This window comes from Nocardioides pacificus (assembly GCF_054775955.1).
On record NZ_BAAHCI010000011.1, the window covers coordinates 593579 to 619410 of the forward strand.

The 25832-nt window shown below is 71.6% G+C and carries 23 protein-coding genes; 15 read left to right on the forward strand and 8 right to left on the reverse strand.

The genetic code is table 11. From position 1 onward, the window contains the following. Together ACYU7L_RS16400 and ACYU7L_RS16405 are read right to left on the reverse strand one after the other, a co-directional pair. A partial coding sequence (locus ACYU7L_RS16400; RefSeq protein ID WP_460798746.1) for a D-arabinono-1,4-lactone oxidase occupies nt 1-1251 on the reverse strand: 1251 nt, incomplete at its 3' end. Between the two features lie 13 nt (nt 1252-1264). Beyond that, a complete protein-coding gene (locus tag ACYU7L_RS16405) occupies nt 1265-2566 on the reverse strand; it encodes an MFS transporter (RefSeq protein ID WP_460798748.1) in 1302 nt (433 codons plus the stop codon). 65 nt (nt 2567-2631) lie between these two features. Between ACYU7L_RS16405 and ACYU7L_RS16410 the strand changes: the two genes are divergently transcribed. The 3 genes from ACYU7L_RS16410 (at nt 2632) to ACYU7L_RS16420 (ending at nt 5024) form a co-directional block, all read left to right on the forward strand. Beyond that, nucleotides 2632-3756, forward strand: coding sequence for a ferrochelatase (locus ACYU7L_RS16410; protein ID WP_460798751.1), 1125 nt, complete (start codon nt 2632-2634; stop codon nt 3754-3756). Beyond that, nucleotides 3753-4607 (forward strand): inositol monophosphatase family protein, encoded by an 855-nt coding sequence (locus tag ACYU7L_RS16415; RefSeq protein WP_460798753.1) that lies wholly within the window; start codon nt 3753-3755, stop codon nt 4605-4607. Before ACYU7L_RS16410 ends, ACYU7L_RS16415 begins: the two co-directional genes overlap by 4 nt. Before the next feature lie 126 nt (nt 4608-4733). Beyond that, nucleotides 4734-5024 (forward strand): DUF4193 domain-containing protein, encoded by a 291-nt coding sequence (locus ACYU7L_RS16420; RefSeq protein WP_460798755.1) that lies wholly within the window; start codon nt 4734-4736, stop codon nt 5022-5024. 94 nt (nt 5025-5118) lie between these two features. Here the strand turns inward: ACYU7L_RS16420 and ACYU7L_RS16425 are convergent, their stop codons facing one another. Both ACYU7L_RS16425 and ACYU7L_RS16430 read right to left on the reverse strand, forming a co-directional pair. Then, a complete protein-coding gene (locus ACYU7L_RS16425; RefSeq protein ID WP_460798759.1) occupies nt 5119-5436 on the reverse strand; it encodes a DUF4235 domain-containing protein in 318 nt (105 codons plus the stop codon). A 98-nt stretch (nt 5437-5534) separates the two neighbouring features. Then, the gene (locus ACYU7L_RS16430; protein WP_460798762.1) at nt 5535-6002 is read right to left on the reverse strand and encodes a DUF3093 domain-containing protein; all 468 of its coding nucleotides are present in this window, start codon (nt 6000-6002) and stop codon (nt 5535-5537) included. Nucleotides 6003-6130: 128 nt separating this feature from the next. Here ACYU7L_RS16430 and dut point away from each other — a divergent pair, with 128 nt between their 5' ends. Genes dut through ACYU7L_RS16450 form a run of 4 tightly spaced genes read left to right on the forward strand, consistent with a single transcriptional unit; the run spans nt 6131 to nt 8395 of the window. Beyond that, on the forward strand, nt 6131-6610 hold the full coding sequence (gene dut / locus ACYU7L_RS16435; RefSeq protein WP_460798765.1) for a dUTP diphosphatase: 480 nt from the start codon (nt 6131-6133) through the stop codon (nt 6608-6610). A 28-nt stretch (nt 6611-6638) separates the two neighbouring features. Beyond that, nucleotides 6639-7307 (forward strand): DUF3710 domain-containing protein, encoded by a 669-nt coding sequence (locus ACYU7L_RS16440; RefSeq protein ID WP_460798768.1) that lies wholly within the window; start codon nt 6639-6641, stop codon nt 7305-7307. Nucleotides 7308-7313: 6 nt separating this feature from the next. Then, complete coding sequence (locus ACYU7L_RS16445) at nt 7314-7679, forward strand: OB-fold nucleic acid binding domain-containing protein (RefSeq protein WP_460798770.1); 366 nt, start codon at nt 7314-7316, stop codon at nt 7677-7679. Beyond that, complete coding sequence (locus tag ACYU7L_RS16450) at nt 7676-8395, forward strand: DUF3159 domain-containing protein (RefSeq protein WP_460798772.1); 720 nt, start codon at nt 7676-7678, stop codon at nt 8393-8395. The genes ACYU7L_RS16445 and ACYU7L_RS16450 overlap by 4 nt, the downstream gene beginning before the upstream one ends. 20 nt (nt 8396-8415) lie before the next feature. Here the strand turns inward: ACYU7L_RS16450 and ACYU7L_RS16455 are convergent, their stop codons facing one another. From ACYU7L_RS16455 to ACYU7L_RS16465, 3 genes are read right to left on the reverse strand one after another with little or no spacing between them, the layout of a single operon-like run. Beyond that, on the reverse strand, nt 8416-8631 hold the full coding sequence (locus ACYU7L_RS16455) for a hypothetical protein (RefSeq protein ID WP_460798774.1): 216 nt from the start codon (nt 8629-8631) through the stop codon (nt 8416-8418). Nucleotides 8632-8669: 38 nt separating this feature from the next. Next, on the reverse strand, nt 8670-9341 hold the full coding sequence (locus ACYU7L_RS16460; RefSeq protein ID WP_460798776.1) for a potassium channel family protein: 672 nt from the start codon (nt 9339-9341) through the stop codon (nt 8670-8672). 55 nt (nt 9342-9396) lie between these two features. Next, nucleotides 9397-10059, reverse strand: a complete 663-nt coding sequence (locus ACYU7L_RS16465) for a potassium channel family protein (protein ID WP_460798778.1) — start codon at nt 10057-10059, stop codon at nt 9397-9399. 114 nt (nt 10060-10173) lie between these two features. On the opposite strand from ACYU7L_RS16465, the gene ACYU7L_RS16470 reads away from it, so the two are divergent. The 6 genes from ACYU7L_RS16470 (at nt 10174) to ACYU7L_RS16495 (ending at nt 19355) form a co-directional block, all read left to right on the forward strand. Beyond that, on the forward strand, nt 10174-12231 hold the full coding sequence (locus ACYU7L_RS16470) for an APC family permease (RefSeq protein WP_460798780.1): 2058 nt from the start codon (nt 10174-10176) through the stop codon (nt 12229-12231). 18 nt (nt 12232-12249) lie between these two features. Continuing rightward, nucleotides 12250-13470 carry a class I SAM-dependent RNA methyltransferase gene (locus ACYU7L_RS16475; protein WP_460798783.1) on the forward strand — a complete coding sequence of 407 codons (1221 nt, stop codon included), beginning with the start codon at nt 12250-12252 and terminating at the stop codon, nt 13468-13470. A 143-nt stretch (nt 13471-13613) separates the two neighbouring features. Next, nucleotides 13614-14384 (forward strand): hypothetical protein, encoded by a 771-nt coding sequence (locus tag ACYU7L_RS16480; protein WP_460798785.1) that lies wholly within the window; start codon nt 13614-13616, stop codon nt 14382-14384. A gap of 238 nt (nt 14385-14622) precedes the next feature. Further along, complete coding sequence (locus ACYU7L_RS16485) at nt 14623-16500, forward strand: BTAD domain-containing putative transcriptional regulator (RefSeq protein ID WP_460798787.1); 1878 nt, start codon at nt 14623-14625, stop codon at nt 16498-16500. A 10-nt stretch (nt 16501-16510) separates the two neighbouring features. After that, on the forward strand, nt 16511-17893 hold the full coding sequence (locus ACYU7L_RS16490) for an FAD-binding oxidoreductase (RefSeq protein ID WP_460798789.1): 1383 nt from the start codon (nt 16511-16513) through the stop codon (nt 17891-17893). Between the two features lie 97 nt (nt 17894-17990). Then, complete coding sequence (locus ACYU7L_RS16495; protein WP_460798791.1) at nt 17991-19355, forward strand: FAD-binding oxidoreductase; 1365 nt, start codon at nt 17991-17993, stop codon at nt 19353-19355. Nucleotides 19356-19488: 133 nt separating this feature from the next. Here the strand turns inward: ACYU7L_RS16495 and ACYU7L_RS16500 are convergent, their stop codons facing one another. Further along, a complete protein-coding gene (locus tag ACYU7L_RS16500) occupies nt 19489-19923 on the reverse strand; it encodes a nuclear transport factor 2 family protein (RefSeq protein WP_460798793.1) in 435 nt (144 codons plus the stop codon). A 94-nt stretch (nt 19924-20017) separates the two neighbouring features. Between ACYU7L_RS16500 and ACYU7L_RS16505 the strand changes: the two genes are divergently transcribed. Together ACYU7L_RS16505 and ACYU7L_RS16510 are read left to right on the forward strand one after the other, a co-directional pair. Beyond that, on the forward strand, nt 20018-22297 hold the full coding sequence (locus ACYU7L_RS16505; protein WP_460798795.1) for an ATP-binding protein: 2280 nt from the start codon (nt 20018-20020) through the stop codon (nt 22295-22297). Nucleotides 22298-22518: 221 nt separating this feature from the next. Beyond that, nucleotides 22519-25395 (forward strand): aconitate hydratase, encoded by a 2877-nt coding sequence (locus tag ACYU7L_RS16510; RefSeq protein WP_460798797.1) that lies wholly within the window; start codon nt 22519-22521, stop codon nt 25393-25395. Nucleotides 25396-25832: the final 437 nt, after the last annotated feature.

Genomic DNA, 25832 nt, shown 5'->3' on the forward strand with positions numbered 1-25832 from the left:
GTCGCGCAGGTCCAGGAAGTCGGCGAAGCGGGGGTAGAGGTCGGCGAGGTCCGCGGCCGTGCGCGTGTGCACCTTGCCCCAGTGCGGGCGGCCGCCGTGCGCGACCATCACCTGCTCCACCCCCGTGAAGTACGCCGCGTGGTCGGCGTCGCGGTGGGTGTGGAAGGCGAGGTAGACCGAGTCCCGCTCGTGGGCGGTGGACAGCGGCACGTCGTCGCCGCGGGCCGAGCGGATCTCGACCGGGAAGCTGATCCGCCACCCTGACGCCTCGATCACCCGACGCGCCTCGCGCAGCGCCTCGAGCCCGGCGGCCCGCGGGACGGCGTACTCCATCTCCCGGAAGACGACGTCGCGCGGGGAGGTGAAGACCCGGTGCGCCACGTCGCTGTAGCTGCGCTCGCTCAGCGCGCGCGCCGACAGCTGGTTCATCGCGGGCACCGCGCGCGGCACCAGGTTGGCGCCCGCGGTGAGGGCGCCGAAGACGGTGTTGGACAGGAAGCGGTCGTCCAGCCAGGAGCGCCAGCGGGGGAGCGGCTCGACCTCGTCGAGCCCGACGTCGAGGCGGTCGTTGGTCTTGGCGAGCATCCGGTCGGTGTGGGGGAACCAGTACATGTCCACGTGGTGGTGGGCCTCGATCCGCTCGTCGAACCCGCCCAGCCCCTCGTCCCACGTCATCGGCTGCTCGTGGGCCTGCAGCACGAAGAGCGGCTCGACCCGGAAGGTCACCGTCGTGAGGATGCCCAGTGCGCCGAGGCCCACCCGGGCCAGGTCGAGGACGTCGGCGTTCTCGTGCTCGCTGGCACGCAGCACCTCGCCCGTCCCGGTCACGAGCTCGAGGCCCGCCAGCTGGCCGCCCAGGCCGGCGACGACGCCGCCCGTGCCGTGGGTGCCTGTGGAGACGGCGCCGGCGAGGGTCTGCTCGGCGATGTCGCCCATGTTGTGCAGGCTCAGCCCGTGGCGCTCCAGCTCGGCGTTCAGCGTCTTGAGCTGCGTCCCGGCCCGGGCCGTCACGGTCATCGCGTCGCGGTCGACGGCGACGATCCCGCTCATGCCGCCCGGTCGCAGCAGGGTGTGGTCGGGAGCGGAGATCGCTGTGAAGCTGTGTCCGGTGCCCGCCATCTTCACGGTCGTCCGCTCGGTGCGGGCCCGCTCGACCGCCGCCACGACCGCTGAGGGGTCCAGGGGGGTCTCGACGCGCTGCGGGTGCGCGGACTCCAGTCCCGACCAGTTGCGCCAGATCTCGCTGCTCACGTCTGTCTGCCCCTCACTCCCGGGTCGATGGGGACCCCGGGTCAGGGGCCCCGATGGCCTGCGGAGGCAGCGTAGTGCTCGGCGGCGGGTGTGCGCCGGTGTCTGCCACGCCGGACGTCGGCGTACGCCGCGTGGCCAGCGCGGCGACCGTGCCCAGCGCACCTGCCGCGGTGGCGACGAGGTAGGCGGCCGACGCCCCGTGGGAGTCGACGATGGCTCCCGCCAGCGCGGCACCGGGCGCCACCCCGGCGGCCATCCCGGTCGACAGCACCGACATCCCCTCGGTGAGCCGCGCCGCGGGGACGCTGCGCTCGGTGGCGGCGAGGGTCGCGATCAGGGTGGGCGAGATCGCGAGCCCGCCGAGGAGCAGCACCACGCCCATCAACGGCAGCGAGCCGATGAACGTCAGCGGGGCCAGGGTCAGCGCCAGCGCCGCCATGCCCCAGCGCACCCGCAGCGCGGGGTCGCCACGCCAGTGGATGGCTCCTGTCACGAGGCCGGACGTCAGCGACCCCAGGGCCCACAGCGCGAGCAGCACCCCGGCGAGCTGCGGGGCGCCGAGCTCCTCGGCGAAGGCGACCGTCGACACCTCGGTGGCCCCGAAGAGCCCGCCCAGGGCGAGGGACACCACGGTCAGCGGGACGATCGTCGCCCACGGCATCCGGGGGCGCGGGCCGGTCGCGTGGTCGTGGCGGTGCGGCGGCGGCTGGGTCGCCCGCTGCGCCGCGAGCACGAACGTGCCACTCACGCCGGCCACCACCGCGACCGAGAGCCCGGCGACCGGGTGCCACGCCACGGCGAGGAACGTGACCAGCACCGGGCCGAGCACGAAGATCGTCTCGTCGACGACGGCCTCGAGGGCGTAGGCGGTCTGGACCTGGCCGGGATCGCGCAGGACGTGGGACCAGCGGGTCCGCACGCACGACCCGATCTGGGGGTACGCCGCTCCTGCGGCCGCCGCGCAGGCGTGCACCAGCACCAGCGACTGGCCGCTCTCGACGGCCCAGACCAGCGCCGTCATCGCCAGGGCGAAGACCACGACCGCCGTCGGCAGCGAGCGGTGCTGCCCCCACCGGTCGGCCAGGCGTCCGTGCACGACGGCGAGGGCGGCGTTGGCCAGGACGTAGGCGGCGGACACGGTCCCGGCGGCGCCGTACGACCCCCGGTCCGCGGAGACGAGCAGCACGATGCCGAGCCCCACGGTGGAGATCGGCAGCCTCGCGACGAGGCCGGCGAGGCAGAAGGTGAGGGCTCCGGGGACCGTGAGCACCCGGCGATAGGTGGCGAGCATGGCGGCCGTGAGCCTACGACTCACGGCCCTCACCGGCCGCATTGCCGGATGATTGCCGGATGATTGCTGGGCGCTCCTACGATTGGGCCATGACGACCGATGCCCGCCCCTACGACGCCCTGCTGCTCCTGTCCTTCGGGGGACCGGAGAAGACCGAGGACGTCGTCCCCTTCCTCGAGAACGTGACGCGTGGGCGCGGCATCTCCCGCGAGCGCCTCGAGCAGGTGGGTGAGCACTACTTCCTCTTCGGAGGGAAGTCGCCCATCAACGACCAGAACCGCGCCTTCCTGGCAGCCCTGCGCGCGGACCTGTCCGAGCACGGCGTCGACCTGCCGGTCTATTGGGGCAACCGCAACTGGGACCCCTACCTGACCGACGCGCTGCGTCAGATGGCGGCGGACGGACATCGTCGGATCGCTGTGATCTTCACCTCGGCCTACTCGTCGTACTCGGGGTGCCGGCAGTATCGCGAGAACCTCGCCGACTCCGTGGCCGCCCTGCGCGCCGAGGACCCCGACGCCCCGGAGCTCCAGCTCGACCGGCTGCGGATGTACTTCAACCACCCCGGCTTCGTGGACGCCAACGCCGACGCGACGCTGGCGGCGATCGAGCAGCTGCCGATCGACGTGCGCGACGACGCCCACCTGACGTTCGTCACGCACTCGGTGCCGGTGAGCATGAACGACGGGTCGGGTCCCGACGGCGGCGCCTATGTCGCCCAGCACGAGGACCTGATGGCCCAGATCGTGGCGCGGGTCGAGGAGCGCACCGGCCGCCGCCACGACCACGCCCTCGTCTACTGCTCCCGCTCGGGCGCCCCCCACATCCCGTGGCTGGAGCCCGATGTCAACGACCACCTGCGCGAGCTCTCCGCCGCCGGGACCGGCGGCGTGGTGATGGCCCCGATCGGGTTCGTCTCCGACCACATGGAGGTCATCTACGACCTCGACACCGAGGCGATGGCCACCGCCGAGGAGCTCTCGATGCCGGCGGTGCGGGCAGCCACGGCCGGGACGGACGCCCGCTTCGTGGCGACCGTGCGCGAGCTGCTGCTCGAGCGGGCCGCGGCCGAGCGCGGCGAGTCGCCGGAGCGAGCGGTCTGTGGCGGTCTCGGTGCGGTGTGGGACCGCTGCGCCGTCGACTGCTGCCCCAACCCGCGGGCTGCGCGCCCCACGCTGGCCGGCGTCGACGACCCCAGCGTGGCGAGCGCGTGAGTCACGGATCCCCCGAGAGAGGGGACGGGCTCGGCAGCGAGCTCCTCGAGGTCGCCCTGCGCGCTGCTCGAGAGGCCGCCGCACTGGTGGCTCAGCGTCGGGCCGCCGGCGTGAGCGTGGCGGCCACCAAGAGCAGCTCGGTCGACCCGGTGACCGAGGCCGACCGGGCCAGCGAGGAGCTGCTGCGGCGGGTCATCGCCGACGCCCGCCCCCACGACGCCTTCCTCGGTGAGGAGGGCGGCCAGCGGGCCGCCGGCCCGGGGGAGGCCACCGGCGTCCGCTGGGTGGTCGACCCGATCGACGGGACCGTGAACTTCCTCTACGGCCTGCCCGAGTACGCCGTGTCCGTCGCCGCGCAGGTCGACGGCGAGGTGGAGGCGGGCGTGGTGCTCAACGTCGCGACCGGCGTCGAGTACACCGCCGTGCGTGGCGTGGGCTCGTGGCGTGACGGCTCGCCGCTGACGGTGCGGGACCCGGCGCCGCTCGCCCAGCGCCTGGTGCTGACCGGCTTCAGCTATGACGCCGAGCGGCGGGTGCGGCAGGCCGCCGCAGTGGGCCGGCTGATCGGGCGGGTCCGCGACATCCGCCGGATGGGCTCGTGCGCCCTGGACCTGTGCCACGTCGCCGACGGCAGCGCGGACGCCTACGTCGAGGAGGGCATCAACCTGTGGGACCACGCAGCGGGTGCTCTCGTCGCGCGCGAGGCCGGTGCGCGCACCGAGATCATGGTCGGCGCGAGCGGGGCCGACCTGCTCCTATGTGCCCCTGGTCACGGGTTCGAGGAGTTCCGGGCATCGGTCCTCGAGGCCGGTTTCGCCGGGGCTTCGGCAGGGGAGTCGGAGCGGGAATAGCCCCGCCACAGGGGGCGTTCTGCGCTCGACGGACACCGGGTGTGCGAGTCCTGCGGGAATGGTGCACAATCCTGGCGCCGGGAACGACAGGCAATTCTGCAGACCTGCTCATAGGAGTGGATGACGATGGCGACTGACTACGACGCACCGCGCAAGAACGAAGAGGACCAGAGCGAAGAGAGCATCGAGGAGCTCAAGGCCCGTCGTCACGACAAGAACTCCGGCAAGGTCGACGAGGACGAGGCCGAGGCGGCCGAGTCGTTCGAGCTGCCCGGCGCCGACCTGTCCCACGAGGAGCTCGCCGTCGAGGTGAAGCCCCGTCAGGATGACGAGTTCACCTGCATGAGCTGCTTCCTGGTGCACCACCGCAGCCAGCTCGTCGACGAGAAGAACCTGATCTGCCGCGACTGCGCCTGACGCGTCCTCGCTCCACGCCTGCAGCGAAGGGCCGCCACCTCATCGAGGTGGCGGCCCTTTCGTCGCGCGGAGCCCCCCGTGCGGGGGAAGCGCGTCAGTACGTCGTCGCCTCGGCCTTCTTGGCGTCCTGGGAGTCCTTCACCAGGTCGGGCGGCAGGTGACCGGTCGAGCGGGTGTAGTAGTCGGCAGCCTTGCGAGCCGCGAGCATCCGGGCGATCGCCACGATCGTGCCGCTCGCGGCGGCCCACATCACGGCCTCCCAGAGGTCGACGTCGGGGTCGGCGGGGTTCGCGGGAGGGTTCTTCCCGGTGGCGGTGCGCCACGACGTGTTGAGGGCCTTCTTCGCGACCGCGGCGCCGAACAGCGCCGATCCGAGCGAGAAGACCGACCAGAGCTTCGAACCCGATGCCATCGGTCCTCCTGTGGGTGTGGCCAGAGCTGGCCGGGGGATGAGGGGAATGCAGTTGGTGCAGAGTCCTCACACTACCCAGCCGAGGCCGGGGGCATGCGTCAGTCCCCGTGCGAGGCCCGCGCGGCGTCGCGGGCGGTGGCGAGCGCGGCGGTCAGTTCCTGGGGGCGCCGCGTGCTGATCAGCCAGTACGGCGTGGGGTCGGCGGGGTCGGCGATCGTGACCCGGACCGAGCGCTTCAGGTAGGGCCGCAGCACCAGGTGTGCGCGCACGTCGGCGTCGCGGCCCGCGACCAGCCGGGTGGCCTCGGCGTCGAGCGCCTCCACCGGACCGAGCAGGTGCACCTCGATGTGTGCGGAGCCGGCGCGCAAGACGCCGTCCGAGACGCTCACCCGCGCCGCGCCGTACGACGTGAGGGACAGGACCAGCAGCAGCACCATGACGCCGGTGACGCTCCACGCGGCGACCGCCGGCATGGCCACGACGACAGCCAGCCACATGCTGGCCACCAGCATCGTCCCCTGGACCCACCACCGCAGCGGCACGGTGAGTCGCTCCGCATATTCCACGCCGCAGATCCTCCCACCACGCCCCGTGTGCCGTCGCAGCGGGTCAGGTGCCGGGGTGTGCGCGCGGGGCGCGTGCACGGGGCGTGGAAGCGACTCCGGGCATCGGCGTTGGATAAGGTCTTCCCGCCATGTCTCAGCCCCTTCCCCCCGACCTCCCCGCCGACGTCGACGTGCAGCTGCTCCGGCTCGACCCGGAGCTGCCCGCCCCCGCCTATGCCCACCTCGGGGACGCCGGGGCTGATCTGATGACCACCGTCGATGTGACACTGGCCCCGGGGGAGCGGGCCCTCGTCCCGACGGGGGTGGCGATCGCCCTCCCGCTCGGGTTCGTCGCGCTCGTCCACCCCCGGTCGGGTCTGGCGGCTCGCCACGGCCTGTCCGTCGTGAACTCCCCGGGGACCGTGGATGCTGGCTACCGTGGAGAGATCAAGGTCATGCTGATCAACCACGACCCGGCCACGCCCGTCGAGCTGCGCCGCGGCGACCGGGTCGCGCAGCTGGTCATCCAGCGGGTCGAGCGGGCCCATTTCGTCGAGGTGGACCTGCTGCCCGAGTCGGTCCGTGGCACCGGGGGATACGGTTCCACCGGCGGTTTCGGTCCGCTCTGAACCCGCCGCACCCGATCGAGGAGTCACAGTGAAGTTCCGTCGCAAGTCCACCCCGGCCGATGCCTCAGCCGACACCTCTGCCGCCGAGGGGGCCCCCGCATCCGGGGAAGCCTCCGGCACGGCCGAGGAGACGGCGCCGGCCGTCCTCGAGGTGCGCCCCCACGACGTCGACGAGGTCGACCTCGCGGACGGGGTCCAGCGCATCGACCTGGGCTCGCTGCTGATCACCCCCACCCCCGGACGCGAGCTGCGCCTGCAGGTGGACGAGAAGACCAAGACGGTGCAGTCGGTGGTCATCGCCGCGCCGGACGGTGCGCTGGAGCTCAAGGCCTTCGCGGCCCCACGCGGTGGCGGGCTCTGGGACGACGTCCGTCCGCAGATCGCCGCCGACATGGCGCAGCGCGGCGGCACGGCGACCGAGCAGGAGGGTCAGTTCGGCACCGAGCTGGCCTGCCAGCTCTCCGTGCGACGGGCTGACGGCACCACCGCCGTCCAGCCGTCGCGGATCATCGGCTTCGACGGCGCGCGCTGGCTGCTGCGGGCGACGCTCCTGGGCCGGCCCGCAGTCGATCCCGAGGCTGCCGCCGATTGGGAGAGCACGATCGCCGGCATCGTCGTACGCCGCGGTGAGGGCGCCATGCCGGTGGGCGACGCCCTGCCACTGGTCATGCCGGCCAACGCACGACGCAGCGGCTAGCACCAGATGAGCCCCGACAAGTCCCCTCTGCGGCGCCGCATCAGCCGCTGGGCCAGCTCGGCGGACCAGGAGGCCCGTGACCTGCGCAAGACGCACACGGAGCCCGGTGGGATGTCGATCGCGCAGGCCCCGGACCGCGAGCGCGTCCGCCTCCGCGGCACGCTGCGCACCGTCACCCTGCGTCCGCGCGGGGGTGCGCCTGCCCTCGAGGCCGAGCTGTACGACGGGTCGGGGGTGATCACGCTCATCTGGCTGGGCCGCCGCCGGATCACCGGCATCTCGCCGGGGCGCGCCATGCAGGTCGAGGGGCGCATCGGCGTCCAGGAGGGGGTCCGCGTGATGTTCAACCCCCGTTACGAGCTCCGCCCGTGAGCGGGTCGGCAGCCGACACTCCCGGGGCGTCGCCGTCGCTCGACACCGTCGAGGCGGTGGTGCGGCGCGAGCTCTCCAAGGCACTCGGCGGCCGGCGCGGCATGGTCGAGGCTGCGGTGCCCACAGTGCTCTTCACCGCGACCTGGCTCATCGGGGACGACCTGCGCACCGCGCTGCTCGTCAGCCTGGCGGTCGCCGGGCTGCTGCTCCTGGTGCGGGTGGTCCAGCGCTCGACGCCGCAGTTCTGCCTCAACGCGATCTTCGGCATCGGCATCGGCTGGCTGTTCGTGCGCATGTCGGCCAGGTCCGGGGGCAGTGCCGACGACCAGGCGCTGGCCTATTTCCTGCCCGGCATCCTCTACAACACCGGCTATGCGGTGCTGCTCGGCCTGACCTGCGTGGTCGGGTGGCCGTTGGTCGGCTTCATGGTCGGCAGCGTGACCGGCGATGCGACGGCTTGGCACCGTGATCCGCAGATCGTGAGGCTCTGCACCCGGCTGACGTGGGTGCTGGTGGTGCCGTGCGCCCTGCGCGTCATCCTGCAGGCCCCCGTCTGGTGGGGAGGGTCCTCAGGGGGGATCGATGCCGACACCGCGGTCGCGACGCTCGGGATCCTCAAGATCGGGCTGGGCTGGCCGCTGCAGCTGGCCGCCCTGGCCGCGATGGCCTGGCTGCTGGGCCGCGACCGTACGCCCGTGGGGCCCAGCAGCGTCTAGTCGGCTTCCGGGGTGGAGGCCTAGAGGCGGGTCATCTTCGCGAAGGGGCTGGTGATGCGCACGGTCCCGGTGCTGAAGTCGACCGTGACGGCGCCGGCGTCGGAGCCGACGACGCGGCCCATGCCGTAGGAGTCGTGCGAGACGAGGTCGTCGCAGGCGAAGTTCTCGATGGTGGGCTCGGGCTCGGGTGCGAACGGGCTGCTGGCAAGGTGGCGGGGGGCTGGGCGTCGGGTCATACCTCTGAGTATGCGCCACGGCGGGCCCTACGCCCGCCTCAGGAGCGCCGCGTGGTCGGCGCGAGGAGTCGCTCCAGCTCCTCCTCGACGTCGGCGGGCACCACGAAGAGGAGCTCGTCGCCTGCCTCCAGGGGCTGCTCGGGGTCCGGGGTGTAGACCTGTCCGTCGCGCAGGATCGTCACCAGCGCACAGTTGTCCGGGAACGGCACCAGGCCCGATGGGGTCCCCACATGGGGGGAGTCGGCGGGCAGGGTCATCTCGACCAGGTTGGCGTTGCCCTGGCGGAAGGTGAACAACCGCACCAGGTCGCCGACCGTGACCGCCTCCTCGACCAGCGCGGACATGATGCGAGGGGTGGAGACGCTGACGTCGACGCCCCAGGCCTCGGTGAAGAGCCACTCGTTGTTGGGGTGGTTGACCCGACCGACGGTGCGCGGCACGCCGAACTCCGTCTTGGCCAGCAGGGCGGTCACCAGGTTGGCCTTGTCGTCCCCGGTCGCCGCGATGACCACGTCGCACCGGTCCAGGCGGGCCTCTTCCAGGGACGACAGCTCGCAGGAGTCGGCCAGCAGCCACTCGGCGTGCGGGACCCGCTCGGGCTTGATCGACTCGGCGTTCTTGTCGATGAGCAGGATCTCGTGGCCGTTCTCGATCAGCTCGCGGGCGATCGAGCGCCCGACGGCGCCGGCCCCGGCGATGGCGACCCGCATCAGTGCACTCCTGCCTCGTGGTTCGTCGTTCGCTGGCCCGTCATGTGGTGGCCCATCATTCGCTGGCCGGCCCGTTGTCGATCACGGCGTAGGCGTGAGCGGCCGACTCCTCGCGCATCACCAGGTGCAGCAGGTCGCCCTCCTGGATCACCGTGTCGCGCGTCGGGAGCATGCCCTCGCCGAGCCGGTCGATCCAGGCGATCCGGCTGCGCGACTGCTGCTGGAACTCGATCGTGCGATGCCCGATCCAGGCCTGGGGCACCGGCACGTGGTCGAGCCGGATCGTGCCGGACGGGTCGCGGAAGTCAGGCTCGGCCCCCGCGGGGAGCAGCCGGCGCAGGACCTGGTCGGCGGTCCACTTCACGGTGGCGACGGTGGTGATGCCCAGGCGCTGGTAGACCTCGGCGCGACCCGGGTCATAGATCCGCGCGACGACCTGCTGGATCCCGAAGGTCTCCCGGGCGACCCGCGCGGCGATGATGTTGGAGTTGTCACCGCTGGAGACCGCTGCGAAGGCGTCGGCCCGCTTGATGCCGGCCTTGGTCAGCACCGCCTGGTCGAAGCCGTAGCCGGTCACCTTGTCGCCGTTGAACGACGGACCCAGGCGCCGGAAGGCGTCGGGGTTGCTGTCGATCACCGACACGGTGTGGTTGCGGTCCTCGAGGCTGCGCGCGAGTGTCGAACCCACTCGGCCGCAGCCCATGATCACGACATGCACCCGGGCACCGTATCCCAGCGGGGCATCGCTCCCGACCGGATCGTCCCGCACGCGCCGCGCAGGCCTGCCCGGGGAAGCGACCTGGCGCGCTGAAGCGGTCTAGTGTGTCCGTTCGTGAGTGTCGGCGACGTCTCGAAACGGATCCTGCTCGGGCGCAAGCTCCGCAGCTCCCAGCTGGGGGAGACTCTTCTCCCCAAGCGCATTGCCCTCCCGGTCTTCGCCAGCGACGCGCTCTCGTCGGTGGCTTACGCCCCGGACGAGGTCTTCATCATGCTGTCGATCGCCGGCGCGTCGGCCTACATGTGGTCGTGGAAGGTCGCGATCGCGGTCGCCCTGGTGATGCTCGCGGTGATCGCGTCGTACCGCCAGACGGTGCACGCCTACCCGAGCGGCGGCGGCGACTACGAGGTCGCCAGCGTCAACCTCGGTCGCACCGCCGGCACCACGGTGGCCAGCGCACTGCTGGTCGACTACGTGCTGACGGTGGCCGTCTCGATCTCGTCAGGCGCCCAGTACGCCGCGGCGGCCATCCCCTTCCTCAGCGGGCACGAGGCGACGTTCGCGACGCTGCTCGTGGTGCTGCTGACGGCGATGAACCTGCGCGGCATCCGCGAGTCCGGGACCTTCTTCGCCGTCCCGACCTACATCTTCATGGTCTCGATGCTGGGCATGTGCGGCTACGGGCTCTACCGACTGGTGCGGGGCACGCTGCCGCAGGTGGAGAGCGCCGACCTGCAGATCGTGGAGGCACCGGGATACGAGGGCCCACTCACCACGATGGCGCTGCTCTTCCTGCTCGCGCGTGCCTTCTCGTCGGGCTGCGCGGCGCTCACCGGGGTGGAGGCGATCTCCAACGGGGTGCCGGCCTTCCGCCGGCCCAAGAGCAAGAACGCCGCGACGACGCTGCTGCTCCTGGGCACGATCGCGATCACGATGATGGTCTCGGTGATCGTGCTCGCCCGGGAGATGGGGATCAGGTACGTCGACCCGCACGAGATGGATCGCCTGCGCACGGCGACCGGGGAGATGCTGCCGGAGGGCTACGACCAGCACACGGTGATCGCGCAGATCGCGGACGCGGTCTTCGAGGGCTTCCCGGCCGGGTTCTACCTCGTCGTCACCGTGACCGGCGTGATCCTGGTGCTCGCGGCCAACACCGCCTTCAACGGCTTCCCGGTGCTCGGCTCGATCCTGGCCCAGGACGGCTACGCGCCACGTGCCCTCGGGTCGCGCGGAGACCGGCTCGCCTACAGCAACGGCATCGTGTTCCTCGCGGTGATGGCGATCGCGCTGATCCTGGCCTTCGACGCCCAGGTGACCCGGCTCATCCAGCTCTACATCGTCGGCGTCTTCGTCTCCTTCAACCTCAGCCAGCTCGGCATGATCCGACACTGGACGCGCCACCTCCAGTCGGAGACCAGGCCCGTCGAGCGTCGCCGGATGCAGCGCTCCCGGGTGATCAACGCCATCGGGCTCTCCTTCACCGCCGTCGTTCTGGTCATCGTCCTCGTCACCAAGTTCCTCGAGGGCGCCTGGATCACGATCCTGGCGATGGCCGGCTTCTTCGTCCTGATGCGCGGCATCCACCGCCACTACACGCGGGTCTCCGCCGAGCTGGCGGCCGACGAGCAGGACGGCGTGCTGCCGACCCGGGTGCACGCGATCGTCCTGGTCGGCAAGCTGCACAAGCCCACCCTGCGTGCGCTCGCGTTCGCGAAGGCGACCCGGCCCAACGTCCTCGAGGCGATCTACGTCGGCGTCGACGACGCCTCGACCAACCGCCTGCTGGAGGAGTGGGACGAGCGCAACCTCGACGTCCCCCTCAAGGTGCTGCACTCGCCCTACCGCGAGCTGGTGAAGCCGATCATCGACTACGCCGTGGAGATCCGCCGCTCGCATCCGCGCGGCGTCGTCGCCGTCTACATCCCCGAGTACGTCGTGGGGCGCTGGTGGGAGCACCTCCTGCACAACCAGACCGCTCTCCGACTCAAGGGCCGGCTCCTGTTCACCCCCGGCGTCATGGTGACGTCGGTGCCCTACCAGCTGGACTCCTCGCTCCACGCCCAGGACGAGCGCGAGGAGCGCGAGCGGGGCCGGGTGCTCGCCGGCGACGTACGACGCGGCCAGCTGCGCACGACCCCCACCGACCGCAAACGACAGACACCCCCGTGACTCGATGATGGTGATCCGATGACCCGACCCAACCGCTCCAGCCGCTCCACCCCGCGACCGCGCAAGGAGCGCGGCGCCTCCCGCGTGGGGGAGCGCTTCACCGCCACCGTGGGGCCGATTGCCCACGGCGGCCACTGCGTCGTACGCGTGAGCGACCCGGCGGTGGCCCCGGCCCCCGACGGCTCACCCGGCACCCGGGTGGTCTTCACCCGGCACGCCATCCCGGGGGAGCAGGTGGTCGTTCAGATCACCGAGGGCACCGACGGCGACAGCTTCTGGCGAGGCGACGCGGTCGAGGTGCTGGAGCCGTCCCCCCACCGGGTGACGCCGCCGTGCCCCTACGCCGGGCCCGGTCGCTGCGGCGGCTGCGACCTGCAGCACGTGGATCTCGGGCACCAGCGTGAGCTCAAGGCGGCGGTGGTGCGCGAGCAGCTGACCCGGTTGGCCAAGCTCGACCTCCCGGTCACGGTCGAGGCCGTCCCCGGGGACACCGACGGTCTGCGCTGGCGCACCCGCGTGCAGTTCACCCCGACGCCGGAGGGCGGGCGCGGCATGCGCCTGCACCGCTCCCGCGAGGTGATCCCGGTCGAGGAGTGCCTGATCGCCCACCCTGCGGCCCGGGTCGAGGGCGAGCAACCCGACGAGGTGGTCGTCGAGACCGTTCGCGGCCGGGGGGTGGAGCACGATGACGCCCCCGGGCAGCAGTTCGTGGTGGAGGCGGACGGGTTCTGGCAGGTGCACCCCGGCGCTCCCGACATCCTGGTGGAGACCGTGCTCGGGTTCCTCGACCCGCAGCCGGGGGAGCGGGTCCTGGATCTGTTCGCGGGCGTCGGCCTCTTCTCCCGCTTCCTGGGCGAGGCGGTCGGGCAGAAGGGTCGCGTCGTCGCGGTGGAGGGGGACCGTCGGGCCTGTGCCCACGCTGCCGCCAACCTGCGTGGAGTGCGCGCGAAGGTCGAGCACGGCACGGTCGACCGGGTGCTGGCGCGCGGGGTCGACGAACCGTTCGACCTCGTGGTCCTGGACCCGCCGCGCGAGGGCGCCCGGCGCAAGGTGGTGGAGCAGGTGGTCGACCGCGCACCCCGGGCGGTGGCCTACGTCGCGTGCGACCCGGCCGCGCTGGCCCGAGACGTGGCGATCTTCGCCGAGCACGGCTATCACGTGACGGGTCTGCGGGCCTTCGACATCTTCCCGATGACGCATCATGTGGAGTGCGTCGCTCTGTTGGAACAACGCCGCTGAACTGCGGGAACATAGGTCAGCGAGCACTTTGACGCTCAGGGTCGCCGGCGCATGCAGGAGACTGGATGTTCTTGCGCACGACCGCAGCGGAGCTGGCCGAGCGAATCCATCTTGGGTGACCGTTCGCTTGAGGGGCATCGGCGGTGTCTCAGCACGGTGAAGGTGTCGAGGTCTTGCCGGGAGGAACCATGGGCGCAGGTGCGCGTAGGAGCGTCGTAGCGCTGCTCACAGCCGGGGTCATGGAAGGCGGGTTGATCTGGCTCGGCCGCACCTACGGCTCGACTCGCGAGGAGCGGGCTGGCCGGATGCCCGGGGACGACATCGTTCCGCACCCGACCGTGCAGACCGACCATGCCATCACGATCGACGCCTCACCGTCGGCGGTCTGGCCATGGTTGGTCCAAATGGGTTGGGGTCGCGGTGGTTGGTACACCGCGCGATGGGTCGATCGCCTCCTCTTCCCCGCCAACGGACCCAGCGCGGACCGGGTGGTCCGTGAGCTCCAAGACATCTCTGTCGGGACATTCATCCCCGACGGGCCGCCCGAGACCGAGTGCGGGCTCCACGTCGTGGAGCTGCAGCCAGAGCGAGCCCTGGTGCTCCGTTCGAACACCCATCTCCCGAAGAGCTGGCGACAGCGTGCAGCGCTCGATTGGTCATGGGCATTCACCTTGCAGCCGCTCGAAGGCGGACGACGAACGAGATACCGTTTCAGATCCCGGTGGGTCACCGAGCCATGGTGGTTCACCATCGGCGGAACGCTCGGAATCGTCCCCGCCGACTTCCTGATGTCGCGCGACCACCTGCACGGAGTCAAATGGCGCGCCGAGACGCTGGTAGGTGACGGCCTGCCAGGCGCCGACCACTTCGGGGAAACGCGACGACGACACAGGACGTCTGGCCACCGTGGTTGAAGGGCTGGGGTTGGACGTCCTAGTTCGGTACCCGGCGATCTCGTGGCAGTTCGGTAGGTACGTCCGCCTGAAACCGCTTGGCGGGTGCGGCTTCCCCGAGCGGCAGCAGTCCCTGCGTCGCTCAGCCGGAAGGATCGCCGAGGTCCCAGGGCGCCGCTGAGTCCGCGTGCCCAAAATCGGGGCCGCCGGCACCCCTGACTCGGCCCTATCCTCGACGGAGACGACGCGAGGAAGTGGGGTGGACGGGCAGCCGGGACTTCACCTGCACGTGCTCGGCGAGCTCACGGCGACGCGGGACGGCGTGGTTGTGGACCTCGGTGGGCGGCGTCAGCGCGCCGTACTGGCGGGTCTGACCATCGCGCGGGACCAGGTGGTCCCGGCGGATCGGCTTGTCGACTGCGTCTGGGGTGATCTCCCGCCCGCAGATGCAAACGGCGCGCTCCAGGCCTATGTGAGCCACCTGCGCCGGCGGCTGGAGCCCGACGCGACGGCACGGCAGCGGCAGGGTGTCATCGCCCGTGCCGGGCCAGGCTATGTCTTGCGGCTCCCGCCTGGCGCGGTCGACGCCTGGACCTTCGAGGCGGCGGTGGAGTCGGCGGCGGGCCTCCCACCGACGGAGGTGGTGTGCGCGCTGGAGCCCGCGCTCCGGCTGTGGCGCGGGCCCGCCTACGCCGACTATGCGGGGGAGCCGTGGGCGGAGGCGGAGATCGCCCGGCTCACCGAGCTCAGGGCGGTGGCCCGTGAACGCCTCCTCGCGACGCGTCTCGAGCTCGGTGAGGCCCAGCTCGTCATCGGCGAGCTCGAGACGCTCGTCAACGATGACCCGCTCCGCGAGGAACGCTGGCGACTCCTCACCCTCGCGCTCTACAGGGCGCACCGCCAGGGCGCGGCGCTGTCGGCGCTGCGCCGGGCGCGGCAGGTGCTCGCCGACGAGTTGGGCGTCGACCCGGGGCCGGCACTGCGCTCCCTCGAGGCGGAGGTGCTCGCCCAGTCGCCCGATCTCGACGGACCTGCCACCGCCGGGCCCAGGGACGTATCACAACCGGCCCCGCGGCCACGGAGCCCCGACGGGCTCGTGGACCGCGAGCGTGAGCTGGCCGTCCTGGGCACCATGCTCGACGACCTCGCCGAAGCGAGGCCCGGGTGCGTGCTGGTCGAAGGCCCGGCGGGCATCGGCAAGACCCGGCTGCTCGACGAGGCCCGCCGGCTGGCCGTCGGCGCCGGCTTCTCGGTCAGATCGGCGCGGAGCAGCGTCCTGGAGCAGGCCTTCGAGTACGGCGTGGTCCGCCAGCTCTTCGACGCCGTCGACGACGTCGTACGCCGCGACGAGCGTTTCGCCGTGCTCCGCGACCTCAGCGAGATCACCACGAACCTCGCGGCGAGCGCTCCACTGCTGCTGTGTGTCGACGACCTCCAGTGGAGCGACGAGGCCTCGCTGCAGTTCCTCGCCTATCTGGTGAAGCGCCTCGAGGGACGCCCGATCCTGATCGTGCTGGCGGTGCGCACCGGCGAGACGCACGAGGCCGACGGCCTGCTGGCCGAGCTCGCCGCACACGAGTCGGTGACGGGGCTGCAGCCCGCGCCACTCAGCGAGAAGGGCACCGCCGAGCTGGTGTCGGATCGACTCGGTGGGGGCGCCGACGCGTTTGTCGCCACCTGCCACCGGATGACCTCGGGCAACCCGCTGATCCTGCGCCAGCTGCTGCGGGCGCTGGCGGACCAGGGTGTGCCGCCCGACGCGGCTCACATCGACACGGTCCGGGCGGTAGGGTCGCGCGCGATCACGTCGCTCATCACGCTTCGCCTGCGGCGTATGCCGGCCGCCGTCACCCCGGTGGCGCGCGCCGTGGCGGTGCTGGGGCCGATGGCCGACCTGGTGACGGTAGCGGACCTGGTGCGGCGCTCTGAGGAGGACGTCGCGGCCGCCCTCGACGTACTTGCCCGCGGCGAGATCCTCCTCGACGGGGAGCCGCTCGACTTCGTGAACCCGCTGGTGCGCGACGCGATCCACGCCGACATCCCGGCGGGCGAGCGTGCCCTCTTCCAGGTGCGGATGAGGCGTCGGCTCAAGTCATCCTCAAGTGAGCCCCGCCATGCTGGGGTGCCCCAGCAGTGAGGTGGTGACGGTGCCCGAGTCCACGCCCCTTCCCAACGCCGACGCGGAGGCGTTGCGCGGACTGGCGGGCGGTGCCGTCCACCTGCCGGGGGATCCTCTCTACGACGAGGCGCGGATGCCCTGGAACCTCCAGGTGGACGAGCACCCTGCGGCGGTGGCCTACCCGGCTGACCCGCAGGAGGTCGCCCGGATCGTCAAGGCCGCCGCAGCGTCGGGACTCCGGGTCGCCCCCCAGGGCACCGGGCATGGCGCACCGCCGCTCGCGGGCCGGCTGGACGACGCCGTGCTGCTGCGTACCTCGGCGATGACCGACCTGCGCGTGGACGCATCGCGTCGCACGGCGCGCGCCGGAGCGGGCGTGCTCTGGGGCGACGTCGTCGCCCGCGCCGGCCGGGTGGGGCTGGCCGGGATGCACATGTCCAGCCCGGGGGTGGGGGTGGTCGGATCGTCGCTCGGCGGTGGGGTGAGCTGGTACGCCCGCCAGCACGGCCTGCAGTGCAGCGCGATCACGGCCGCCGAGCTGGTGCTCGCCGACGGGACGTTCGTGCGCGCCACGGAGACCGAGGACCTGGACCTGTTGTGGGCGGCGCGCGGCGGCCACGGCGGCTTCGGGGTGGTCACGGCGCTGGAGTTCGACCTGCTGCCGGTCGAGACGGCGTACGCCGGCATGCTCGCGTGGGACTGGCGGCACGCCCGGCGGGTCCTGACCGCCTGGGGCGAGTGGACCGAGGATGCGCCAGAGTCGGTGACGAGCGTGGCCCGGATCTTCCAGGTGCCCGACATCGAGTGGCTGCCCGCCCAGCTGCGCGGCAGAGATCTGGTGATGATCGACGCCGTGGCACTCGGCGACGCCGAGACGGGAGCCCGCACCCTCGCTCCCCTGCGTGCGCTGCGGCCCGAGGTCGACACCTTCGCGCAGGTGCCCGCAGCCGACATCGCCCACCTCCAGCTCGACCCGCAGGAACCCACCGCGGTCTACGCCAACAGCGTCCTCGTCCACGGCTTCTCGGCGGACGCCGTCGACGCCCTCGTCGCGGCGGCCGGTCCCGGGTCGGGCAGCAACCTGCTGTTCGTCGAGCTCCGCCACCTCGGTGGCGCTCTGGCGCGGCCCGCCCCGCGCGGCGGTGCGCTCGACCACCTCGACGGCTCCTTCCTGGTGCTCGGCGTCGGGCTCGACGTGGGCGCCGGCTGGGGCGCCGTACGGGAGGACGCCACGCGGGTCCTCGACTCGCTGGCCCCCTGGACGTCCCGGGCGTCGTACCTCTCGATGGCCTACGAGGCTGCGGCGCGGCGCGGGTGGCCGGCGACGTCGTACGACCGCCTCCACCGGATCCGTCGTCTTGCCGACCCGGATGGACTGTTCGTCGCTCCGCACCGGTCTGCTGACGACTGATTCCGCACCAGGGCTCAAGTCAGGTCCAAGTCCCGCCCAAGCACCCGGGGCCACCGTGGTCGCGTCAACGACGACACGCCACACACCCGGAGGAAGCATGACCATCGCACAGACCAGCACCGCCGCCGTGCCATTCGCGGAACTGGACGCACTAACGATCGGCACCGTCGCCGTTCCCGGTGACAGGAAGTACGACGCCCTCGTCTCGCCGTGGAACCTCGCCGTCCCGGTCCGGCCCGCCGCCGTCCTCGCTGCCCACGACGCCCAGGACGTCGTCGAGGGTGTGCGGTTCGCCGCCCGGCATGGCATCCGCGTCACCCCTCAGGCAACCGGCCACGGACCGATGGCCGACCTGAGCACCGAGCTGCTGGTCACCACGAAGGAGCTCGACGAGGTGGTGGTCCACCCGGAGGGCTGGGCCCGCGCCGGAGCCGGTGTGAAGTGGCTCCGGGTCGTCGAGGCCGCCGCGCCATATGGACTCGCGCCGCTCTCCGGCTCCATCACCGACGTCGGCATCGTCGGCTACACCACCGGCGGGGGGCTCGGGCCGATGGCCCGCACCTACGGGCTCGCCAGCGACAAGGTGCGCGCCATCGAGGTTGTCACCGGCGACGGCGAGCTCCGGCGGGTGACGCCGACCGAGCACCCGGAGCTGTTCTTCGCCCTGCGCGGGGCGAAGGGGATGCTCGGCATCATCACGGCGATCGAGTTCGACCTGGTTCACCAGCCGAGGTTCTACGGCGGCTCCCTGTGGTTCGACGGCGCCGACGCACCCGCCGTCGTCGACGCCTGGCGGGCCTGGTCGGCGGAGCTGCCGGAGGCCGGCACTACGTCTTTCGCTCTCTTCCAGCTGCCCGACATGGACGGTGTGCCGCCGATGCTGGCCGGTCGGCTGACGCTCTCGGTGCGCTACGTGTGGACGGGGGCCGCCACCGAGGGGGAGAAGTGGTTCGCCGCGATGCGTGCCGCCGCTCCCGTCATTCTCGACGACGTGGCCGACAAGCCCTACACCGCGATCGACTCGGTCCACACCGACCCGCTCGACCCCACCCCGGCCCACGAGGCGGGCAACGTGCTCACCGACTTCCCCCAGGAGGCCGCGGACGTCCTGCTCGCACTCACCGGGCCGGGTGTGGCGTCGCCGCAGATCCTGGTCGAGGTGCGCCAGCTGGGCGGTGCCTTCGCCCGGCCGGGGGAGCACCCGAGCGCCTTCGCCTCGCGTGCTGCGGCGTACTCGCTGCTCGTGGTCGGGATCGCGGAGGTCCCCGGTGTGGAGGACCACGCCGCCGCCATCCTCGACGCGCTGGCGCCGTGGGTGGGCGGCCACCGGCTGCCGAACTTCACCTTCACACCGGAGGAGTACGTCGAGGCGTACGACGAGGTGACCCTCGCGCGCCTGCGCCGGGCGCTCCGCAACTACGACCCGGACGGCGTGATGACGATCGGGGGCGTGTTGGCTTGACCTCCGCGACTCGTGGCCCTTCTGCTGGTGGGGCCACGAGTCGTCTGGCGCCACGGACGGTAGCGACAACGGCCACAATCGCTTTAGCAGGAGCCGCTCCGAGACGCCGAACTCCGCGGACACTTCGGGCGGCTCACCCGAGCGCGGCAAGCATCGACCGCGCGTCAAGGTGCACGGCCCAGTTGATGATGAGGCCGTCCTGGAGTTGCCAGAGGTGGACCTCACGCAGCCGGAAGCGTCCACCCGTCGCGAGGACCCGGCCATCGGTGTATCCCACCTGGACGACGTGGTCGCCGGAGTCGTACATGTCCTCGATCTCCACGGTTGTCTCGATGTAGCTGAACAGGGTGCCGAGGAACGCGAAGTAGCCGTCGGGACCGCGGTGCGTGCCACCCCACGGGAGCAGCTCGGTCTGGTGCATCACGAAGTCCGGGTGGATCGCCGCACGGACGGTGTCGAGGTCCCGGCGCTCGAACGCCTCGTAGAGGCGCCGCATGGTGGTGACATCGGGGGTCTCCATGGCGGGCGTCCCGGCTGCCGAGGCGTTCGTGGCGGTGGTTTCGGTCATGGTCTCTCCTCCTGGGGTGGTCGTGCTCGGATGTCACCACCCTCGCCCCCGAGGTGCTGGCCTCCCAGGCACACCGGGTAGCACACTGTGAAGTGTGCGAGTGTCCGCGGGCGATGACTTCGGCGTCCTGCTGCGTGACCTGCGTCAACGTGCGGGCCTCACGCAGGCGGAGCTCGCCGAGCGTGCGGGTCTGAGTCCCGCGGCGATCTCCGCCCTCGAGCGCGGCGTCCGCAGTCGGCCCTACCCGCACACGCGGGCCGCGCTCGCGCGAGCCCTCGACCTCCACGGTCACGATCGTGCTGCCCTCGAGGCCCACGCCCTGCGCCGCCGCCGGCACACGCCCTTGCCTGCGCCGGTCGACGAGCTGGTCGGGCGGGAGACGGAGGTCGACGCCGTCGTGGGCCTTCTCGGCACCGCCCGCGTGGTCACGCTCACCGGACCCGGGGGCGTCGGGAAGACCCGGCTCGCCCTCCGTGCCGCCGAGCGCGCCGCACCCCGCCACCCCGACGGCGCCGCCTACGTGGCACTCGCTCCGCTGCGCGAGCCGGCCGAGGTGCTGCCGGCGGTCGCGATCGCCCTCGGCGTGGCCGACCTCGGCCCGCGCGACCTCGCCGACGTGCTCGCGCGCCGCCTGCGCACCCGGCGCGTGCTGCTCGTGCTCGACAACGCCGAGCACCTGCCGGCAGCGTCACCCCTGCTGTCCGCGCTCGTTGCCGCGGTCCCCGGCCTGACGGTGCTCACGACCAGTCGTGCGCCACTCGGGATCCGGGGTGAGCACGTGCACCTCGTGCCGCCGCTTGACCCCGGCGACGCGGCAGCGCTGTTCCGCGCCCGAGCGCGTCAGGCCGGCGGGGCCGGCGACGACGACGCGGCCGACGTTGCGGCGTTGTGCGTCCGTCTGGATCACCTGCCGCTCGCGATCGAGATCGCCGCGGCCCACAGCCCCGTGCTCCCCGCCGCCCGGCTGAGCGAGCGCCTCGACGCTGTCATGCTGAGGGAGCGCTCGCCCTGGCGCGACGCCCCGGCACGTCAGCGCACCCTGGCTGCCACGGTCCGCTGGAGCCTGGACCTCCTGCCGGCCCACGTCCGGGAGGTCCTGCACCGCCTTGCCGTGGCCGCCGGCTCGTGGACTCTCGACGCCGCCTCGGCAGTCGCCGAGGTCGACCCGGCCGACGCGCTCGACGCACACGTCACGCTCGTCGCGCACGGGCTGCTTGTGCGGGTGGGGGACGAACCGCGGTTCGCGATGCTCGCGACGGTGCGGGCCGTCCTGCTCGGTGGTGCGACCGACCATGGTGAGGACCTCGAGGCGGCCGCCGATCGGCACGCTGCCTGGTACTGCGACCGGCTGCTCGCTGCCGGGCCAGAGCTGTGGGGGCCCCAGCAGGCGGACGCCCTCGTCGGGCTCGACGCCGACCACGCCGAGATCAGAGTGGCCGCGCGCCGTCTCCTGGGCCACGGCCGCTCGGACGAGCTGGCTGCGGCCTGCGCGTCCGCGGTGCTCTTCTGGCTCGTGCGTGGCCACCTGACCGAGCTCGGCCAGCTCGCGGCCGCCGGGCTCTCCGACGCCGGTTCGGTCCTGGCCCGGGCGCGCTGGCACTACCTCGCGGGATGGTCGGTGCTGCCCCGCGGCCGGTTCACCGACGCGAGTGAGCACTTCGCCGCTGCCGTCCGGTCGGCCGCCGACGCCGGTGCCGCGACGGAGCAGGCTTGGGCACGAGTGGGTGCGGCGTACGCAGCCGTGTACGGAGGCGACCTCGACCGCGCCCGCACGCTCGTTGCCGAGGTCGAGCGCGAGGTCGGTGGTGACGTCGAGGTGGACGTCCACCTGTACTTGACCCACCTCATCGCAGACGCCCACGTGCGAGTTGCCGCGGGCGACGTGACGGGGGCGTCCGCCCTGCTCTCGAACGTTCTTCCGCAGGCCGAACGGACTGGCTCACCGTGGACGCTGGGCGTCCTGCTCGGCGTGCTCGGTCGGGTGCGTGCCGTGCAGGGCGATCCTGACGAGGCGCACGCGATGCTCACGCGGTCGGTCCGGATCTTCGGGACGCTCGGAGACACCTGGGGGATGGCGCACCAGCTGACGCACCTGGCCGATGCCGCGGCGCTGCGCGACGAGCCGGAGCGCGCCGCCCTGCTCTACGGAGCCGTCGACGGCCTCGCGGACGAGGTCGGTGCCGGCGTCTTCCCTGTCTGGCGCGACCTCAGCGACCACTGCCAGGCTCGCGCCGTGGAGGCGCTCGGACTCGACGTGCTGACGTCACTGCGCCGCCGCGGCCGCGAGTTAGGTGCGGACCAGGTCCTGCGGCTGGCGTCCGGTGATCCGGTCACGGACGTTGTCTCGGAACCCTCCGGCGGGACTATGCGGTGACGAGGTGCGTCTCCGGCGAGGAATCTCCAGTCGGCGGCCATTCATCTGGCTGTTCCTCGGCCTCGTGTATCTTGATATCGAGATATATCGCTCGTGGCCGGGCCGCGTAGGCACTGAACATCCGGGCACTGAGAGTTAGGGGAACCTTCCTTTCGTGCCCCCGGCGCCGACGGCAAGATGGTCCGCGAGCGAACCCACATGACGTCACGAGGAGATGGCTGATGGCCAGTCAGGACAGCTTTGGTGCGAAGAGCACTCTCGATGTGGACGGGAAGTCCTACGAGATCTTCCGCCTCGACGCGGTGACCGGGGAGGGCCTGGACGTTGCGTCCCTGCCCTACAGCCTCAAGGTCCTGCTCGAGAACCTCCTCCGCACCGAGGACGGCGCGAACATCACCGCCGACGACATCAAGGCGCTCGCCGGATGGGACGAGACGGCGCAGCCCGACAAGGAGATCCAGTTCACGCCGGCGCGCGTGATCATGCAGGACTTCACCGGCGTCCCGTGTGTCGTCGACCTCGCCACCATGCGTGAGGCCATGGCCGACCTCGGCGGCGACCCGGCGAAGATCAACCCGCTGGCGCCGGCCGAGATGGTCATCGACCACTCGGTCATCGCCGACGTGTTCGGCACTCCTGAGGCGTTCGAGCGCAACGTCGAGATCGAGTACGAGCGCAACCGCGAGCGCTACCAGTTCCTGCGCTGGGGCCAGGGTGCGTTCGACGACTTCAAGGTCGTCCCCCCGGGCACCGGCATCGTTCACCAGGTCAACATCGAGCACCTGGCGCGCACCGTCTTCACCCGCGAGGTCGACGGTGAGCTGCAGGCCTACCCCGACACCTGCGTCGGCACCGACTCCCACACGACGATGGTCAACGGCATCGGCGTCGTCGGCTGGGGCGTGGGCGGCATCGAGGCCGAGGCGGCCATGCTCGGCCAGCCGGTCTCCATGCTCATCCCGCGCGTCGTGGGCTTCAAGCTGAACGGCGACCTTCCCGAGGGCGCCACCGCCACCGACCTCGTGCTCACCATCACCGAGATGCTGCGCCAGCACGGTGTGGTCGGCAAGTTCGTGGAGTTCTACGGTCCCGGCGTCTCCGCGCTGCCACTGGCCAACCGCGCGACGATCGGCAACATGTCGCCCGAGTTCGGCTCGACCATCGCGGTCTTCCCGATCGACGAGGAGACCACGAAGTACCTCGAGCTCACCGGCCGCTCCGCGGAGCAGCTGGCCCTCGTCGAGGCCTACGCCAAGGAGCAGGGCCTCTGGCACGACCCGTCCGCCGAGCCCCGCTTCTCCGAGAAGCTCGAGCTCGACCTGACCACGGTGGTCCCGTCGCTCGCCGGCCCGAAGCGCCCGCAGGACCGGGTCTCGCTCACCGAGGCCAAGCCGGCCTTCCGCACGGCCCTGGCCGACTACGTCTCCGCCGACGAGACCGGGACCGAGGACCGCAAGTCCGGCGTCCCGGCGCAGGACAAGCCGTTCGGGGTCACCTCGTCGGTCGACGAGGCCTCGGCCGAGTCTTTCCCGTCGAGCGACGCCCCGTCCTCCAACGGGGGAGCAGGCGGGGGCAACGGTGGCGGCGCACCGGACGACTGGCACGAGCACGCCGCCGCGACGGCTGACGGACGTCCGTCCAACCCGGCACGCGTGACCCTGGCCGACGGCACCGAGTTCACTTTGGACCACGGCGCCGTCACCATCGCGGCGATCACCTCGTGCACCAACACCTCGAACCCGTCGGTGATGATCGGGGCGGCCCTGCTCGCCAAGAAGGCGGTCGAGAAGGGCCTCGAGCGCAAGCCGTGGGTCAAGACCACGCTGGCGCCCGGGTCGAAGGTGGTCTCGGACTACTACGAGAAGTCCGGCCTCACGCCGTACCTCGACAAGCTCGGCTTCAACCTCGTCGGCTACGGCTGCACCACCTGCATCGGCAACTCCGGCCCGCTCATCCCTGAGGTCAGCCAGGCCGTCAACGACAACGACCTGGCGGTCGTGTCGGTGCTGTCGGGCAACCGCAACTTCGAGGGTCGGATCAACCCCGACATCAAGATGAACTACCTGGCGTCCCCGCCGCTGGTGGTGGCCTACGCCCTCGCCGGCTCCATGGACGTCGATCTGTTCAACGACCCGCTGGGCCAGGACACCGACGGCAACGACGTCTTCATGCGTGACATCTGGCCGACCGCTGCGGAGATCGAGGAGGTGGTCGCCAGCGCGATCACCTCGGAGATGTTCGACGACGGCTACGCGGACGTCTTCGCGGGTGACGAGACGTGGCGCTCGCTGCCCACGCCCGAGGGCAAGACCTTCGCCTGGGACCCCGAGTCCACCTACGTCCGCAAGCCCCCGTACTTCGACGGCATGCCGGCCGAGCCGGAGGCGGTCACCGACATCGAGGGCGCGCGCGTCCTGCTGAAGCTGGGTGACTCGGTCACCACCGACCACATCTCGCCGGCCGGTGCGATCAAGAAGGACTCCCCGGCTGGCAAGTACCTCGCCGAGCACGGTGTGGGGCAGCGCGACTTCAACTCCTACGGCTCGCGCCGCGGCAACCACGAGGTGATGATCCGCGGGACGTTCGCCAACATCCGGCTGCGCAACCAGCTGGCTCCCGGCACGGAGGGCGGCTTCACCCGTGACTTCTCCGGGAACGGCGACGTCACCACGGTGTTCGAGGCCTCCGAGAAGTACATCGCCGCCGGTACGCCGTTGGTCGTGCTCGCGGGCAAGGAGTACGGCTCCGGCTCGTCGCGTGACTGGGCGGCCAAGGGCACGGCGCTGCTGGGGGTCAAGGCGGTCATCGCCGAGTCCTACGAGCGCATCCACCGCTCCAACCTGATCGGCATGGGCGTCCTCCCGCTGCAGTTCCCCGAGGGGGAGACGGCGGAGTCTCTGGGCCTGACCGGTGAGGAGACCTTCAGCTTCACCGGGGTCACCGAGCTCAACGACGGTGGTATCCCGCGGACCGTCAAGGTGAAGGCCGGCGACGTCGAGTTCGACGCCGTGGTCCGCATCGACACCCCCGGCGAGGCGAACTACTACCGCAACGGCGGCATCATGCAGTACGTGCTGCGCAGCCTGCGCGGCGCCTGAGGCGTCAGCTGACGCGCTTCATCGTGTGAAAAGGCCCGTCGCCCCCTGGGGGCGGCGGGTCTTTTCGCATCTCCAGGCTGCTGACCTGCGGAAACACGACGCGAGGGCGTGCTGTGCCGGGCGTCACGCCGCTTCGATTTGCGGGTTGGCCAAGGTCCGTCTAATGTTCTGTTTGTCGCCGAGTGCGGCGGGGAGCAAGGCCCTGAGGGGTGCGGGCTCTCGGCCTCGGTTTGATCTTCTCTCTTGATGCTCCTGGTTGGGGCGGTCTGGTCGTGTCCTTCGGGGCGGGGTTGAGGCTGGCCCGGTTGGGGTGTGTCTGGGGGGTTGCGGTCTGGTTCGGCCCGGTTTGACCGGGGTGGGTGGATCGGGTAAGTTTCTGCAGGTTGCCCCGGCGCCTGATCGTCACCTGGATGGGTGGTGGTTGGGGTGGTGCGCGT

Coding starts and splice junctions, on each gene's coding strand:
- ACYU7L_RS16500 (WP_460798793.1), bottom strand. CDS start 19,923: ATGACCGAAACCACCGCCACGAACGCCTCGGCAGCCGGGACGCCCGCC.
- ACYU7L_RS16420 (WP_460798755.1), top strand. CDS start 4,734: ATGGCGACTGACTACGACGCACCGCGCAAGAACGAAGAGGACCAGAGC.
- ACYU7L_RS16495 (WP_460798791.1), top strand. CDS start 17,991: ATGACCATCGCACAGACCAGCACCGCCGCCGTGCCATTCGCGGAACTG.
- ACYU7L_RS16455 (WP_460798774.1), bottom strand. CDS start 8,631: ATGACCCGACGCCCAGCCCCCCGCCACCTTGCCAGCAGCCCGTTCGCA.
- ACYU7L_RS16445 (WP_460798770.1), top strand. CDS start 7,314: ATGAGCCCCGACAAGTCCCCTCTGCGGCGCCGCATCAGCCGCTGGGCC.
- ACYU7L_RS16475 (WP_460798783.1), top strand. CDS start 12,250: ATGACCCGACCCAACCGCTCCAGCCGCTCCACCCCGCGACCGCGCAAG.
- ACYU7L_RS16425 (WP_460798759.1), bottom strand. CDS start 5,436: ATGGCATCGGGTTCGAAGCTCTGGTCGGTCTTCTCGCTCGGATCGGCG.
- ACYU7L_RS16410 (WP_460798751.1), top strand. CDS start 2,632: ATGACGACCGATGCCCGCCCCTACGACGCCCTGCTGCTCCTGTCCTTC.
- ACYU7L_RS16460 (WP_460798776.1), bottom strand. CDS start 9,341: ATGCGGGTCGCCATCGCCGGGGCCGGCGCCGTCGGGCGCTCGATCGCC.
- dut (WP_460798765.1), top strand. CDS start 6,131: ATGTCTCAGCCCCTTCCCCCCGACCTCCCCGCCGACGTCGACGTGCAG.
- ACYU7L_RS16510 (WP_460798797.1), top strand. CDS start 22,519: ATGGCCAGTCAGGACAGCTTTGGTGCGAAGAGCACTCTCGATGTGGAC.